Source organism: Bacillus sp. A01H (assembly GCF_045277205.1).
Lineage (GTDB): Bacteria > Bacillota > Bacilli > Bacillales > Bacillaceae_G > Bacillus_A > Bacillus_A paranthracis.
Genome location: NZ_CP117702.1, coordinates 5,366,243 through 5,382,459 on the forward strand (window position 1 = coordinate 5,366,243; position 16,217 = coordinate 5,382,459).

Annotated in this window: 19 protein-coding genes; 2 read left to right on the top strand and 17 right to left on the bottom strand. The window is 38.2% G+C overall.

The genetic code is table 11. The annotated features are described in order from the left end of the window. Positions 1-55 precede the first annotated feature (55 nt). From glyA to PSR14_RS28570, 5 genes are all read right to left on the bottom strand, one after another. Positions 56-1,297 (bottom strand): serine hydroxymethyltransferase, encoded by a 1,242-nt coding sequence (gene glyA / locus PSR14_RS28550; protein WP_000349817.1) that lies wholly within the window; start codon positions 1,295-1,297, stop codon positions 56-58. A 216-nt stretch (positions 1,298-1,513) separates the two neighbouring features. Further along, a complete protein-coding gene (locus PSR14_RS28555; protein ID WP_000136362.1) occupies positions 1,514-2,086 on the bottom strand; it encodes a TIGR01440 family protein in 573 nt (190 codons plus the stop codon). Positions 2,087-2,152: 66 nt separating this feature from the next. Further along, on the bottom strand, positions 2,153-2,596 hold the full coding sequence (rpiB, locus tag PSR14_RS28560) for a ribose 5-phosphate isomerase B (protein WP_000869919.1): 444 nt from the start codon (positions 2,594-2,596) through the stop codon (positions 2,153-2,155). Between the two features lie 95 nt (positions 2,597-2,691). Next, entirely contained in the window at positions 2,692-3,132 is a 441-nt protein-coding gene (locus tag PSR14_RS28565) for a low molecular weight protein arginine phosphatase (RefSeq protein ID WP_000832385.1), read from the bottom strand. Positions 3,133-3,378: 246 nt separating this feature from the next. Next, a complete protein-coding gene (locus PSR14_RS28570; protein WP_000473666.1) occupies positions 3,379-3,876 on the bottom strand; it encodes a PTS glucose transporter subunit IIA in 498 nt (165 codons plus the stop codon). A 387-nt stretch (positions 3,877-4,263) separates the two neighbouring features. On the opposite strand from PSR14_RS28570, the gene PSR14_RS28575 reads away from it, so the two are divergent. Both PSR14_RS28575 and PSR14_RS28580 read left to right on the top strand, forming a co-directional pair. After that, positions 4,264-4,650 (top strand): DoxX family protein, encoded by a 387-nt coding sequence (locus tag PSR14_RS28575; RefSeq protein WP_000968618.1) that lies wholly within the window; start codon positions 4,264-4,266, stop codon positions 4,648-4,650. 159 nt (positions 4,651-4,809) lie between these two features. Then, on the top strand, positions 4,810-5,421 hold the full coding sequence (locus PSR14_RS28580) for a flavin reductase family protein (protein WP_000949039.1): 612 nt from the start codon (positions 4,810-4,812) through the stop codon (positions 5,419-5,421). 386 nt (positions 5,422-5,807) lie between these two features. Here the strand turns inward: PSR14_RS28580 and PSR14_RS28585 are convergent, their stop codons facing one another. The 12 genes from PSR14_RS28585 to glpX form a co-directional block, all read right to left on the bottom strand. Further along, positions 5,808-6,323, bottom strand: coding sequence for a hypothetical protein (locus PSR14_RS28585; protein WP_000065590.1), 516 nt, complete (start codon positions 6,321-6,323; stop codon positions 5,808-5,810). A gap of 10 nt (positions 6,324-6,333) precedes the next feature. Beyond that, positions 6,334-6,609, bottom strand: coding sequence for a DUF3935 domain-containing protein (locus tag PSR14_RS28590; protein WP_000197468.1), 276 nt, complete (start codon positions 6,607-6,609; stop codon positions 6,334-6,336). 150 nt (positions 6,610-6,759) lie between these two features. Further along, positions 6,760-7,308 (bottom strand): manganese efflux pump MntP family protein, encoded by a 549-nt coding sequence (locus tag PSR14_RS28595; protein ID WP_000142468.1) that lies wholly within the window; start codon positions 7,306-7,308, stop codon positions 6,760-6,762. A gap of 77 nt (positions 7,309-7,385) precedes the next feature. Next, positions 7,386-8,426: an L-threonylcarbamoyladenylate synthase gene (locus tag PSR14_RS28600; protein WP_000557347.1), complete on the bottom strand. Its 1,041-nt coding sequence runs from the start codon at positions 8,424-8,426 to the stop codon at positions 7,386-7,388. A gap of 108 nt (positions 8,427-8,534) precedes the next feature. Further along, a complete protein-coding gene (locus PSR14_RS28605; RefSeq protein WP_000758435.1) occupies positions 8,535-8,993 on the bottom strand; it encodes a mechanosensitive ion channel protein in 459 nt (152 codons plus the stop codon). A gap of 49 nt (positions 8,994-9,042) precedes the next feature. Then, complete coding sequence (gene spoIIR / locus PSR14_RS28610) at positions 9,043-9,909, bottom strand: stage II sporulation protein R (protein ID WP_002163457.1); 867 nt, start codon at positions 9,907-9,909, stop codon at positions 9,043-9,045. A 113-nt stretch (positions 9,910-10,022) separates the two neighbouring features. Continuing rightward, positions 10,023-10,874: a peptide chain release factor N(5)-glutamine methyltransferase gene (gene prmC, locus PSR14_RS28615; protein WP_001267033.1), complete on the bottom strand. Its 852-nt coding sequence runs from the start codon at positions 10,872-10,874 to the stop codon at positions 10,023-10,025. Next, positions 10,874-11,941 carry a peptide chain release factor 1 gene (prfA, locus tag PSR14_RS28620; protein ID WP_000887065.1) on the bottom strand — a complete coding sequence of 356 codons (1,068 nt, stop codon included), beginning with the start codon at positions 11,939-11,941 and terminating at the stop codon, positions 10,874-10,876. The genes prmC and prfA overlap by 1 nt, the downstream gene beginning before the upstream one ends. A gap of 268 nt (positions 11,942-12,209) precedes the next feature. After that, on the bottom strand, positions 12,210-12,797 hold the full coding sequence (locus tag PSR14_RS28625; protein ID WP_000280862.1) for a thymidine kinase: 588 nt from the start codon (positions 12,795-12,797) through the stop codon (positions 12,210-12,212). Between the two features lie 108 nt (positions 12,798-12,905). Next, a complete protein-coding gene (locus tag PSR14_RS28630) occupies positions 12,906-13,151 on the bottom strand; it encodes a type B 50S ribosomal protein L31 (RefSeq protein WP_000643437.1) in 246 nt (81 codons plus the stop codon). Between the two features lie 398 nt (positions 13,152-13,549). Then, positions 13,550-14,821, bottom strand: a complete 1,272-nt coding sequence (gene rho / locus PSR14_RS28635) for a transcription termination factor Rho (protein ID WP_001053898.1) — start codon at positions 14,819-14,821, stop codon at positions 13,550-13,552. 317 nt (positions 14,822-15,138) lie between these two features. Continuing rightward, positions 15,139-16,104 carry a class II fructose-bisphosphatase gene (gene glpX, locus PSR14_RS28640; RefSeq protein WP_000442336.1) on the bottom strand — a complete coding sequence of 322 codons (966 nt, stop codon included), beginning with the start codon at positions 16,102-16,104 and terminating at the stop codon, positions 15,139-15,141. Between the last annotated feature and the right edge of the window lie 113 nt (positions 16,105-16,217).

Consider the following 16,217-nt stretch of genomic DNA (forward strand, 5'->3'; position numbering starts at 1 on the left):
ATGTCCACAAAAAAACTGCCAAAACAATTATGTCTCAGCAGTCTTCTTCAATCTATTATAGATTTGGATACATTGGGAATTTGCTCGTTAACGCTTCTACACGCTTACGCGCTTCTTCTAATGCAGCTTCATTTTCATGATTTTTTAATGTGTAAGCAATAAGTGACGCAATTTCATCCATTTCTTCTAAACCGAAACCACGAGATGTTACAGCTGCTGTACCGATACGTACACCACTTGTTACAAATGGGCTTGCTGTTTCAAATGGAATTGTATTTTTGTTCACTGTAATACCAACTTCGTCTAATACGTGCTCTGCTACTTTACCTGTGATTTCTAGGTTACGAACATCAATTAGGATTAAGTGATTGTCTGTTCCACCAGAAACAAGTGTAAGTCCTTCTTTTTGAAGACCTTCAGCTAAGCGGTTCGCATTGTTAATGATATTTTGTGCATATGTTTTGAAATCATCTTGAAGTGCCTCACCAAACGCAACAGCTTTTGCAGCGATTACGTGCATAAGTGGACCACCTTGAATACCAGGGAAGATTGATTTATCAATTTGTTTTGCAAATTGCTCTTCACATAAAATCATACCACCACGTGGACCACGTAATGTTTTATGTGTTGTTGTTGTAACGAAATGTGCATGTGGCACTGGATTTGGATGTAAACCAGCCGCTACTAAACCAGCGATGTGTGCCATATCAACCATTAAGTATGCGCCCACTTCATCTGCAATCTCACGGAATCGTTTGAAATCGATAACACGAGGGTACGCACTTGCACCTGCAACGATTAATTTTGGTTTATGTTCTTTCGCTTTTGCTAATACATCATCGTAATTAATACGGTGAGATTCAGCATCCACGCCATATTCTACGAAATTATATTGTACTCCACTGAAGTTAACAGGGCTTCCGTGTGTTAAGTGACCACCATGAGATAAATTCATACCAAGTACTGTATCGCCTTGCTCTAAAATCGTGAAGTATACTGCCATGTTCGCTTGTGCACCAGAATGCGGTTGAACATTTACGTGCTCTGCGCCGAAAATTTCTTTTACGCGATCACGTGCGATATCTTCTACTACGTCTACATGTTCACAACCACCATAGTAACGTTTCCCAGGATATCCTTCAGCATACTTATTCGTTAAAACAGAACCTTGCGCCTCCATTACTGCTTCACTTACGAAGTTTTCCGAAGCAATTAACTCAATCTTCGAACGCTGTCTTCCTAGTTCTGCCTCAATTGCAGCAAATACCTTTTCATCTTGACGTTTTAAATGATCCACCAAAATCCCCCTTTTCTGAACGAATTACATCGATTCCCAACAGTTTTTTCTTATTTATTCAGAAAAAACGAAAATTCAGGTTGTAATTCTTTCGAACCTTCATGTTTTCAACTACATTCTAACATGACTTTCTATATCATAAAAGAAAAAAAAGACCGAAAATCGGTCTTTTCTTTCTTCTATAATAAAGTCAGACAACATACCTTATTCATAACTTTAACGGCAAGTGATAGTCTCTTCCTTCGCCGCATAAACAGCACGTGCTCCACCAATTAGCTTTCCACGTGTTGTTGCCATCGTTACATGTGCACTTCCAATTTCCTTCACACTAGTACGAACCGGAACAGCTACGTGCTTTAAATGCATACCGATAAATGTATCACCAATATCCATTCCCGCATCTGCTTTAATAAACTCAATTACTACCGGATCTTTCAAATTGTGATAAGCATATGTTGCTAATGCACCACCTGCTGATCTAACAGGCGTAACTGTTACAATTTCAAATTGATATTTCATCGCCAACTCTTTCTCAACTACTAAAGCACGGTTTAAATGCTCACAACATTGAAACGCCAACTCAATACCTGTTTGTTCTTGAAATTGTTTTAACTCAGAAAAAATCGCCTCTGCTACTTCCATTGTTCCTGATGTCCCAATTCTTTCTCCTAGCACTTCGCTCGTACTACACCCCACTACAAAAATTTGACCACTTTGTAATGAAGCTTGTTCTTGGAAATCAGAAAGCGAAATTTGTAGCTGTTCTCTTACCTTTACGATTTCTGTCATTACGCCTCTTCCTTTCACAGGTTGGTTCACCAAATTATATTTCCTACTGCTTCTAGTTAGAATCTATTACTTTGCTTCGTATGTTTTAATTTTTCCTACGCGGTTTTCGTGACGGCCGCCTTCAAATTCAGTTGTTAACCAAATTTTTGCGATGTCGCGTGCTAGACCAGCACCAATTACACGCTCGCCCATTGCTAACATGTTTGTATCGTTATGCTCTCTCGTTGCTCTCGCACTGAAAGTATCATGAACTAACGCACAACGAATACCATTTACTTTGTTTGCAGCAATTGACATACCGATGCCTGTCCCACAAACTAAGATACCACGATCTACTTCGCCATTTGCTACCATTTCCGCTGCTGGAAACGCAAAATCAGGGTAATCAACAGAACCAGCTTCACATTCACAACCTAAATCAATATATTCAATATTTAACTCTTCTAATAAACTTACAAGTTCTTTACGGATATTCATACCGCCGTGATCAGATGCTACTACTACTTTCATTTTTACCCCTCCAAAGTTTCAATCCATTATCTTCATTCTCACTTAATCCTTTAATGGGACGAAGTGATCTCCAATATCGTATTATACACGAAACATCAACCTTCTGAATGTTTTTTCAGTAAAGTTTGTACAAGTTTTTCCATCTCTTCTAATGTTTCTTTATAAATAGAGAGAGATCCGCCGAACGGATCTGAAATATCCTTACTCATCCCCTCAGTTACTCCATATAATGTATCTACTTTCCCTTCAACACTCGGATAATGCCCAAGGATAAGTTCCTTATGGTTTTCCGTCATTGTTACTACAATATCTGCCCAATCAATTAAGGCTTCGTTTACCTGCTGCGAAGCATGATCGATTGCAATTCCCTTTTCAGCTAAAGCTTCCTTTGCATGTACCGACGCATCACTTCCAGGATAGGCGAAAACACCAGCAGATTGCACTTCAAACTTACCTTCTCCATAATGGCGCAGTAACGCCTCAGCCATCGGACTACGGCATGTATTTCCAGTGCAAACAAATAATACTCGTTTCATCTAAACCCACCCCTTTTCTCTATTTCCTTCCTTTTATCATAGCGTACATTACAATAGAACAAAAGAAATGTGAATATACGAAAGGCGCATTTCTCTTATATTTTTTCTAAGAAAAATGCGCCTTATCCACATATATGTGAAACCCTATTTCCAAGTGCCCAAAGTATTTTACCATATATAAGGAACAGACTACAAAACAAAATAAGGAATCCATTTCATACGAAACGGATTCCTTTCATGTGATAATTATTTCATTGTAACTTTCATTACTTCTGTTGAACCTTTTGTAGCAGTTACACCTACAGTTGTCTTAATAGACTCAGCTGCATCTGTGTTTGTAATAACGATTGGAGTAATTGTGCTTTTCGCTTTTTCACGAATTAATTCTAAGTCGAATGAGATTAATTTATCTCCAGCTTTTACAGCTTGTCCTTCAGAAACGTGAGCTTCAAAACCTTCGCCTTCCATTTTTACAGTTTCTAATCCAACGTGGATTAAAATTTCTGTACCGTTTTTCGCTTTAATTCCAATTGCATGTTTCGTGTGGAATAATTGTACGATTTCGCCATCAACTGGAGATACAACTACACCTTCAGTAGGATCGATTGCAACACCGTCACCCATCATACGACCAGCGAATACTGGATCTGGTACTTCTTCAATATTTTTCACCGCTCCAGTTAATGGAGCTACAATTGTTTCTTCATTTGTTTTTGAACCAAGACCGAATAATTTTTTAAACATAGGATAGTCCTCCTTATAATTTACCTAAAAGTTTATAGGGCAATCTCTATTAAAGATCAGAATAAACGTAAGACTTCATACTTCGAATATTATACTGTAAAAACGCTTTCGAAATAAATTACGTCATTACTACTAGACTCTTATTGTAGCGTCTCACAAAATTCCAGTCAATTCTGATTGTCTGAATAACAATAAGAAGTTAACTTCTACTTATATTTTCTCTTTTTTTACCTAACTTGTCTAGAGGTCTTTACTACATTTTATTTTTTGTTGTTAATTTGTAAAATTTTTTTCAAACTTTTTTCGAAATCCACTTTACTAAAGTAAGTAACTATTTTATTATTACTTACGTAAGGTAAGTTAATAACTTTTAGGAGGTTTTCAAAAATGATGGATTTCGGTCTTCTTATTATTCGTCTTATTATAGGTATTACATTCATGGGTCATGGTGCTCAAAAATTATTTGGTTGGTTCGGCGGTTACGGTTTAAAAGGAACAGGTGGCTGGATGGAATCAATCGGTTTACGCCCTGGTGTATTTATGGCATTTATGGCTGGTGCAACTGAACTATTAGGTGGTTTCTTATTCGCATCAGGTATTTTCACTGCAATCGGTTCATTATTTATTGTTGGAACAATGTTAATGGCGATCTTCACTGTTCATGGAAAAAACGGTTACTGGGTAACTCAAAATGGATATGAATATAACTTAATGTTAATCGCTGTTGCTATCGGTGTAGCTTTAATCGGTCCTGGCGCATACGTTTTACTATAATTTTTATCTTGAATCCGAGATTATTTAGGTGGAACTTACTTCATTGTGGTTGAAGTAAGTTCTTTTTATGTAATAAAAATATTATTTTCAGCAGGAGTTTTCCACTAACATCTTGTAAACAAACAATAAGTCGTCATATTTAGAAAGGGGATTTCAATCATGTTATCCATTAATCCAAATGAACAATCGGAAAAAGAGAATTACAAATTACTTACAGGAAGTATTATTCCACGCCCTGTCGCATTCGTTACTTCTGTAACAAAAGACGGCGTATTAAATGGAGCACCATATAGTTATTTCAATATTGTTGCTGCTAATCCGCCACTTATCTCAGTTTCTGTACAACGAAAAGCTGGAGAAAGAAAAGACACTTCTCGAAACGCAATTGAAAAAGGAGAATTTGTTGTACATATCTCTGATGAATCATATGTAGCGGCAATTAACGAAACAGCAGCAAATCTCCCTCCAAATGAAAGTGAAATTGAATTAGCAAAATTAACACCAATTGAAAGTGATGTCATCTCCGTTCCAGGTGTAAAAGAAGCAAATATTCGAATGGAATGCGTACTAGAACGCGCAATTCCCCTTGGCGGAACAGAAGACTCACCAGCTTGCGATTTACTAATCGGACGCGTCGTTCGCTTCCACGTCGCAGAACACCTATACGAAAAAGGACGCATTCATGCCGAAGGACTAAAACCAGTAAGCCGCCTAGCAGGACACAACTACGCAAAACTAGGAGAACAATTTGAATTAGTGAGGCCAATCTAAAAGCGGAAGCGGCTCGCTCAGAATGGGAGGAGGATGGAGCTTCTGACGTAGAGGCGCTTTTTGCCTCGCAGGAAGACGCGAAGCCACCGACCATTCTAGCCGCTGGAGCTGGATAACAACTAAAAGCGAAAACGGCTCGTTCAGAATAGAAGTAACAATAATATAAAAGGGTGTACCAAATTAATTTGGTACACCCTTTTCATAGAAGAAGAAAAATAATTTTTCATTATTGGTCATCGACCTCTTTTCCCATTATTGGTCATCGGTAAAAAGTAACAGTGTGATTGGTTATTGGATGATTGGTTGTCCTTTGGCCATCACAAATCTCATTTTTACAAAAGTGGTCTTCTTCTATGCCTTGAAGCGGAGTCTCACCACTTCAAGGTTTAAAAGTATTTTTCACCATCAAAGTCTAGTTCAATGGCGTAGTTTTTCGCATTAATTAAGTTAGATAACCTATTAGCTTGTCTCTCTAACTCTAAACCTTTTACACGATATACTTCAGGATCAAACATAGCTACTTTTACAAGCGACGATGTTTCACCGTACGAATATACATGTTCTTCTTTCTTACTCACGCCAAACTCTTTACACTTTCGAGCTTTTGCACGTAACTGCGTTGCAAGTTCTATCGCTTCAACAATCGTTATATTCTCTCCGTTGAAATTCACTTCATTTCGGATATTTGCTTCATACATTAATTTATCTAAAAGACGAAAATCAGCGCGAACTTCATCTAGCTCCTGTTCAACTTGTACCAATGTACGCGTCTGTTTTGGAAGTGTATCACCTTTTTCAATTTCAACAAATCCAATTTGGTTCATCTCTTCTTCTAATTCATGTATTCTTTTCGATAATACACTTTTTAATTTTACAGCTTCTGCCAAAGAAATGTTAGACATAGTATCCCCCTTATATCTCTTCTTTCTGCTCCTCTAAAGTAGGTACTTTCTCTTTTTTCGGTTTCCCAAGCTTAATGACTAAGAAATATAGGGAAAGCAATGTAATAAGAAAAACAATTATAAATGGATACGGAGAATAAAAGGCACGCGCTGCCTCCGTTTTCCCTGCAACAAACTTCAATGACTCAATATCTAAAAACTCAGCAAACATTTGTACACCGAGCATACTAAACCAAAAAACAAAAAAACTAATAATAATACCAAAAACTTGCTTCAATCTCGTCATCCATCTCATCCTTTCTATATGTTTAATTTTTTAGCGCAATCAGTATAGTACAAACAAAACTATGCACAGAAAGGAACTATCTTACCATTCGCGAATTAATTTAATCCAACCTAAAATTGAAATTTGTAAAATAACGCCCTCCCCCTAAAATTATATAGGAAAAAGGAGATATAATCCAAATCCAACCAAAATGATACCACCTACTATCTCACCATATGTACCGAGCATACCTTTCGCATGCCTACCAATGAATAGACCAGTCCACGCTAATAACATACTAATAAATCCAAAGAGTAATATCGTAATAACTGTCTGTGCTCCGTAAATACCAAGACTAAGCCCTACTGAAAAACTATCTATACTAACACCAAATGCAAATACGAATAAACTAATTCCAATAGGGGCTGTTCTAGTCTCTTCATTCTCTAAAATAGAGGAATACACAATATAAAATCCTAGTCCTATTAATAAAATAGCACCTGCAAAATGTGCAATGTCTCCATACTGCTCTGATAAAAAACGACCTAATACCATCCCAATAAATGGCATGATAATATGAAATATCCCTATCGTCACACCGATATACAGGATCTGTCTTATCTTTAAGGCCATCATTCCCATACCAAGACTCACCGAAAATGCATCCATCCCTAAGGCGAATGCCATAATTATTAAAGGTATTAGCTGTTCAAACGTCATTCATGTCCCTCCTCGGACGTGCTACTTCACAATATGCTTATCCGAGGAGAAATATTCTGTTTGCTAATCGTACCTTATCATTCAGTAATAATTTGATGTCCTGCCGCTTTTGTTAAACGATTCATAATGGCATTCCCTATTCCTTCATTCGGGAATGATTCACTAAAAATAACATCCACTTCACTTGCATCAAATGTTCTAAGTACATCATATAATTTAGTCGCAACGCTAGCTAAATCACTTCGAACACCACAAGATAATACAACATCCGCGCTATATACATGCTGATACTCTTCTGTCGTTAATACACCGACTTTGAATCCTTCTTCCTTTTTCTTATCCACAATAAGCTGAATAAATTCACGTGAACCTTCAACAATACTTAGCGGCGCTTTCGGTGCATAATGTGTATATTTCATTCCAGGTGATTTAGGTTTTTCCTTCTCATCCTTTAGAGCCGGATCTAAAGAAACCGTGCCAATCACCGCTTCCAATTGTTCTTTCGTAATTCCACCTGGGCGTAATATCGTTGGAACAGCGCTCGTACAATCAATTACAGTCGATTCAACACCGACCCCTGTTGCACCACCATCTACAATACCTGCGATTTTCTCATTTAAATCTTCATATACGTGAGATGCTAACGTCGGACTTGGACGACCTGAACGATTTGCACTAGGTGCTGCAACAGGTACATTTGCCTCTTCAATAAGAGCAAGAGCTACCGGATGATCAGGCATTCTTACTCCAACCGTATTAAGTCCTGCCGTTACCTTCTCTGAAATCCCTTCTTTTCTAGGTAAAATAATTGTTAAAGGGCCCGGCCAAAAATGCTCCATTAACTGTTCTGCAACTGGCGGAATTTCCTTCACAATACCATCTAACTGCGATTTTGTACCGATGTGGACAATAAGTGGATTATCACTCGGTCTTCCTTTCGCTTCAAAAATTTTCGCAATCGCTTCATCATTCATCGCGTTTGCACCTAGTCCATATACCGTTTCTGTAGGGAAGGCAATCGCCTCATTTTCCCTTAATAATTTTGCTGCTTCTTGTAACTGTGGATAATATTTTTTTCTTTCCACAACATTATCCACAACCCACATATTTGTATGCATTTTTTCCCACGTCCTTTTCTACCCTGAAATACTTGTCTATTTTTAGTTTACTATGAGATTTATCCAAAAGACAAACAAGGTTTATCCACAAAATGTGGATAAACCTAATTAATCCGTGGATAACTTTGTGAATAGCTGACAATTTAGTATTATTGCATTTGGCTCTTTTATATTTTTACAAAAGTGTTCTAACTGTCGAATTCCCTCTGGTACGTTCTCTTTCTCTATCGTAACAAAGTCAAAAAACTGAAAGATCGTTATAGATTGTGGATGATTTGTTAGTAAGTACAATTGTCGAATATTTTTTTCTTTCATATACTGCAAAAACATTTCAAAAAAATATAAGAAAGTCTGTTTATCCACATTAGGTGTGAATAAACAAGAACGAATAAGTGCGTTTTCTTCACTTTGTTCATATCCAATGACTGCCCGTATTTCTTCCGCCTCTTCCAAAATCATAAACTGTGCGTACAACTCATTTATTTTATCATCTTTTTTATTAGCTTGTCCGAAAAAAGAATGCAATCTTTCCACATCTGCCTTTGTCGCAAAATATACCTTCTTCATAATAAATCCCTCCTCTTTTTTATATATGAGAAGGGATTTACGAATAGTACTATTTAGAGAATAAAGATGTAAAAGCTTCTACAATAAATAACTTAACTTCCGGCTTTTCTTCTTCCTCTTCTACTTTTACATACTCATTTCGCTTTTCTTGTTTTTGTTCCACAGGTTTCTCCACTTTTTCCACAGTTTTTGTTTCCTCTTTACTTGCAGGTTGTTCTTCTACTTTCGTTTCATTTTTTACTACTTTTTTTTCAGAAGCTGTTACTTTTTTTGCGACTTCCTGCTTTACAACTTTCTTTTCTTTCACCTCATCCCCTTTTTTCTCTTCTGCATTTACTACTTCTTCATCATCTATTTGTTTCACTTGCTCCTCTTCAGGAGATTCAGCCTTCACAACATGTTCTTCTTTCCTTACAGCTGTACCACTTGAAAAATCTAAGAAACACATTGGTGGAAATAGTACACACCACCAGTTTGCCCCTTCCCCTTCCCCAATTGTAATTAAGACTGCTTCATATTCCCCTGCCGGATAAATAAAATTCCCATATACCTTTGTAGGAAACTTTACATTTTTACTGAATTTCACTTGAAATGAATCTTTACTTCCTTCTTTTTTCAACGTATTTGCTACTGTTTTTTCGATTTCTGGAATATGACTTTGAATGACCTTGCGTGCCTCTTCAAATGAAGTTAAATCAGCTACCCATCCATCAATTTGTGCTTTTACTTCATCACGCACTTTGCGCTTTAACGCCTGGTCTTTATCTGAATCACTATTTGCTAAAATCCGTAATCGAACGGCCTCTTTCGGAATAACTGAAGGCCCTTTCGCATCAGCTTTCATATATCCAAACTGCACAAGTAACTGTGCACCAATTAATAATAGAAGAAGATAAGCAATAACTTGTTTTTTCATTTCCTCCACCGTCCCTTCTACAAACAGTGTGGACAGACTTTCATCTTTCTAAACTATTAAATTCAAAATCTATATGAATTTTTCCACAAAAAAAATAGAGTAAGGTGTAAACCTTACTCCATCTCCGCAAATACCATACGATCTTTTCCATTAATATCAAAAACAACCTCAACATGAGCATGTGGAAATGCTTGTTGTAACAGCCCTTTCACGTCCTCACCTTGCCCTACTCCAATTTCAAATGCGACAATTGCTTTCTTCTGCAACACATTCGGCAACTCTTCCATAAAGCGGCGATAGAAATCTAATCCGTCTTCACCACCAACAAGCGCTCTCTTTGGCTCATGCTCTTTCACCACTGGAGAAAGACCACGCCAATCTTCTTCCGGTATATATGGAGGATTTGAAACAACAACATCTAACTTTTGACCCGTTTCATAAAATGGTGATAATAAATCACCATGATAGAACGTTACTTCTGCGCCCAAAGTTTTCGCATTTTCTTTTGCAACTTCAATCGACTCCTGCGCAATATCTACCGTATACACATGAAGATTTTTATTTTCTAAAGCAAGTGTAATCGAAATTGCTCCGCTACCTGTACCAATATCTGCTACATGTATTTTCTCATCACCAAAATGACGCTCGATTCTTTCTAACACTCCTACTATAAGCTCTTCTGTTTCTGGTCTTGGTATTAATACTTCTTCATTCACAAAGAACGATCTTCCATAAAACATTTCATGACCAATCATATATTGAATAGGAATACCTTCTACATGCTTGTGGATAAACTCTGTAAAACTTTTTTCTTGTTCCGCAGTTATTTCTTCACGCATGTTCATCAATAATCCTGTTCTATTCGTCTTTAATACATGACAAAGGACAATTTCTCCCGCATTTTCATCTCGTCCATTCTCCTGTAAAAAAGAAGAAGCCCATTTCAGGGCTTCATAGACACGCATTACTCAGCTGCCTCCATCCTTTGAGCCTGATCTTCCATTACTAAGGCATTGATGAAATCATCTAACTTACCTTGTAAGATTTGATCTAACTTTTGAATCGTTAAACCGATTCGATGGTCTGTAACACGGTTTTGCGGGAAGTTATACGTACGAATACGCTCTGAACGATCACCCGTACCAACAGCTTGTTTACGGTTTTGATCATACTCAGCTTGTGCTTCTTGTCTAAACTTATCATAAACACGTGCGCGTAATACTTTCATCGCTTTTTCTTTATTCTTAATTTGTGATTTCTCATCCTGACATGATACAACTACACCAGTCGGTAAATGCGTTAAACGTACCGCTGACATCGTTGTATTAACGCTCTGTCCACCAGGTCCACTAGAAGCGAATGTATCAACACGAACATCTTTCTCATGAATATCAATTTCTACTTCTTCTGCCTCTGGTAATACAGCTACAGTTGCTGTAGATGTATGGATACGTCCACCAGATTCCGTTTCAGGAACACGTTGTACACGGTGAGCGCCATTCTCGAATTTCAGCTTCGCGAAAGCACCTTTACCGTTAATCATAAAGATAATCTCTTTATATCCACCTAACTCTGTATAGCTAGCCTCGATAATCTCCGTTTTCCAACCTTGCACCTCAGCATAACGGCTATACATACGATATAAGTCACCAGCAAATAAAGCGGCCTCGTCGCCACCAGCAGCTCCACGAACCTCAACGATAACGTTCTTATCATCGTTAGGGTCTTTTGGTACAAGTAAAATTTTCAGACGCTCTGATAATGTTTTTTCTTGTGATTCTAACTCAGAAACCTCTTCTTTTACCATTTCACGCATTTCTGCGTCTAACTTATCTTCTAACATTGCTTTCGCATCTTTTAATTGCTCACGAACATCCTTATACTCACGATACACCTCTACCGTTTCCTGTATATCAGACTGTTCCTTTGAATATTCACGAAGCTTATTTGAATCACTAATAATTGCTGGGTCGCTTAGCAATTCATTTAACTTCTCATAACGATTTTCTACAGCTTGCAAACGATCTAACACATCATTCACCTCTACATCCTAGTATCTAATACAAATAGTATATGGTACTTACTCAAAAAAACGCAAATTATATTTAAAAGCGTAAGCGGCTTGCTCAGAATCGCAGGCCATTGGAACTCTCGACCTTGAAGTGCTTTTTGCTTCAAGCGAGAGAGTGAAATGGCCGGAGATTCTAGCCGCTGGAGCTAGATATCACAACTTAAAGCGCAAGTGGCTCACACCACTCACACTCTCTATTCTGAAAAAAACCCGCCTTGCGCAGCGAGTTTTACTTATCTTTGTTTGTAGGAACTGCATGACAATGACGACAGCGTGGTTCATACGATTCTGAAGCACCAACTAAAATAATCGGATCATCAAATGCCGCTGGTTCTCCATCAATTAATCGTTGTGTACGACTTGCCGGAGATCCACATGCAGAACATACTGCTTGTAGTTTTGTTACATGTTCAGCAATCGCCATCAGCTGAGGAACTTGTCCAAATGGTAGACCACGGAAATCTTGGTCTAAACCAGCTACAATGACACGATAGCCACGATTTGCCAATACTTGCACCACTTCCACAATGTCCCCATCAAAGAATTGCACCTCATCGATTGCAATTACATCCATTTCTTCAGTGATATGTTCAAATATATCTTTTGAAGCTGAAACAGGAACTGCTTTTACCTTTAATCCGTTATGTGATACAACGTCTTCTTCACTATAGCGATTATCAATACATGGTTTAAATACAATTGCATGTTGTTTCGCAAATTGCGTACGACGCACACGGCGGATAAGCTCTTCTGATTTACCAGAAAACATACTACCGCAAATCACTTCAATCCAACCGTTCTGATTTATTAAGTACATGAAGCTCTCCTTTCATCTACTTTTTAATTAAAAGTAGGGTAAAGGTATAATATTTTCGCAAAAAAAACAGACAAGCGAATAGATACACTTGCCTGTTTTATGTTTTTATTACTTAAGACCGTATTTCTTATTGAAGCGGTCAACGCGTCCGTCTGCAGTAGCAAACTTCTGACGTCCAGTGTAGAATGGGTGAGAATCAGAACTGATCTCAACTTTTAGTAATGGATAAGTGTTACCATCTTCCCACTCAACAGTTTCGTTAGATCCTCTAGTAGATCCGCTTAAGAATTTGAAGCCTGTGTTTGTGTCCATGAATACAACTTTCTTGTAATCTGGGTGAATTCCTGCTTTCATTCTTTTCATCTCCTTCCGCCCTGAATCATTTTCGAAACAGAGTTTTTCATCTTCAGCTGCATACACAACTATATTGATGAAACACATATGATGAAATTATAACAAGGCTAACTTCATTTTGCAACTACCTGTTTTTGTCTTTTTAATTTTAAAAGCAGAAGCGGCTCGTTCAGAATGGGAGGGGGATGGAGCTTCTGACGTAGAGGCGCTTTTTGCCTCGTAGGAAGACGCGAAGCCACCGACCATTCTAGCCGCTGAAGCTGGATATTATCTTAAAATGGAGGCCGCTCATCCAACTAGAACCAACTAATGCCCTTCCACTCATCTCTCTTTAAGATCACCTAAAAAACATAAAAAACTCGCTTACCATAAAATAAGCGAGTCCCAATCTTTTCCCCTTACTTCGTTGTTACATATCTTTTCGAATCTGCAACAATGTTTTGTAAAAATTCTTCATTTGTCTTTGTTTGACGAAGTTTACGTAAGAAACCTTCAACAAAGTCTGGTGTATCACGCATTGTTTTACGAATACCCCATAGTTTGTCTAAATGTTCTTTCGGAATTAATAGATCCTCTTTACGTGTACCAGAACGGCGAATATCAATTGCCGGGAAGATACGACGCTCAGCTAATGAACGATCTAAATGAAGTTCCATATTTCCAGTTCCTTTAAATTCTTCGTAAATTACATCGTCCATACGAGATCCTGTATCAACAAGAGCTGTTGCTAAAATTGTTAAGCTACCGCCTTCTTCGATATTACGTGCAGCTCCAAAGAAACGCTTCGGTCTATGGAAGGCAGCTGGGTCGATACCACCCGATAATGTTCTACCACTTGGCGGAATAACAAGGTTGTAAGCTCGCGCTAAACGGGTAATACTATCCATTAAAATGATAACATCTTTTTTGTGCTCTACAAGACGCATTGCACGTTCTAACACAAGTTCTGCTACTTTAATATGATTTTCTGGTACTTCATCAAAAGTAGAGCTTACAACATCTCCTTTAACAGAACGTTCAATATCTGTTACTTCCTCTGGACGCTCATCAATTAAAAGGACAATTAATTCAGCTTCCGGATGATTTGTTGTAACACTGTGTGCGATTTCTTTTAATAGACTAGTTTTACCAGCCTTTGGAGGCGCGACAATTAAACCACGTTGTCCAAATCCAACTGGTGCAATTAAATCCATGATGCGTGTCGGTAACTTTTTCGGTTCCGTTTCCAATTTCATTTGGCGATCTGGGTATAATGGTGTTAATGCAGGGAAATGCACACGCTCTTTTGCTGACTCTGGATCATCTCCGTTTACAGCTTCAACTTGTAATAATCCAAAGTAGCGTTCATTTTCTTTCGGAGGTCGTACTTTACCAGAAACCTTATCTCCATTACGTAAATCGAAACGACGAATTTGCGAAGCTGAGATATAAATATCTTCTGAGCTTGGAGAGTAGTTGATAGGACGTAGGAATCCAAATCCTTCTGATTGAATAATTTCTAATACGCCTTCCATGAAGAAGAAACCTTCTTTTTCTGCTCGAGCTTTTAAAATGGCGAAGATTAACTCTTTTTTCGTTAATTTGCTATAATACGAAATTTTAAATTCTTTCGCAAGCTCGTATAACTCTTTTAATTTCATGTTTTCTAATGCTGCAATTGACAAATTCATTCAGACACCACACTTTAACGTTATTCTCTTTTCACATGGGTAAAGGGAAAAAATACGGAAGGCAAATAATTAATAATGAAAGGCAATAAGTTCAAGTAGGGTAATATTCACTATTGTAACCCTTTTATCTAGTTTTAATCAATACGTTGAAACACAAATACAAGAAGCGAAGACAAGAAAATTTGTCTTCGCTTTTTATTTAATCCAGCTTCAGCAGCTAGAATGGTCGGTGGCTTCACTTCTTCCTACGAGGCACAAAACGCCTCTTCGTCAGGAGTTCCAATGCCTTCCCCTTCTGAGCAAGCCACCTCCGCTTTTTACTTAATAACCAAGTTCGGTTTTTTATTTAAGCTGTGACGTCCGTCTACGAAGCGTACTGTGCCTGATTTTGCGCGCATAACAAGGGATTGTGTTGTTCCTACGCTGCCTTTAAATTGAACGCCGCGTAGTAGTTCTCCGTCTGTTACGCCTGTTGCTGCGAAGATTGCATCGTCACCTTTTACTAAGTCCTCCATGCGAAGGATGCGGTTGATGTCTTCTATGCCCATCTTTTTGCAACGCGCCAATTCAGCTTCGTTTTGTGGTAATAATTTCCCGTGAATTTCTCCACCTAAACATTTTAATGCAACTGCTGCTAACACACCCTCAGGCGCGCCACCAGAGCCGAATAAAATATCTACACCTGTACGATCAAATGCGGTGTTGATTGCACCAGCTACGTCTCCATCATTAATCAATTTAATGCGAGCACCAGCTTTACGAATTTCTTCAATAATTGCTTGATGACGTGGACGGTTTAAAACTGTCGCTACAACATCTTCAATATCTTTGTTTTTCGCTTTCGCAACTGCACGTAAGTTATCGATAATAGGCGCATCAATATCGACCGCCCCAACTGCTTCTGGGCCAACCGCGATTTTATCCATGTACATGTCAGGAGCATGTAACAAATTACCATGATCTGCAATTGCAATAACAGCAAGAGCATTCCATCCACCAGCTGCTACAATGTTTGTCCCTTCTAAAGGATCAACTGCAACGTCTACACGCGGACCATATCCTGTACCTAATTTTTCTCCGATATATAGCATTGGTGCTTCATCCATTTCACCTTCACCAATTACAACTGTACCTTTCATCGGAATTGTATCAAATACATCACGCATAGCTGATGTTGCTGCACCGTCTGCCTCATCCTTTTTCCCGCGTCCCATCCAACGCGCTGATGATAAAGCTGCAGCCTCTGTTACACGTACTAACTCCATAGATAAACTTCTTTCCACGATAATCCCTCTCCTTTAAGTCTTTATATTTCTGCCGTATTTTGTGAACCGTGTTTTTCTATAAAGTGTACTTCCGCAAGTAGTGATGCTTCGCTTCCCCCTCGCGGAAGTAT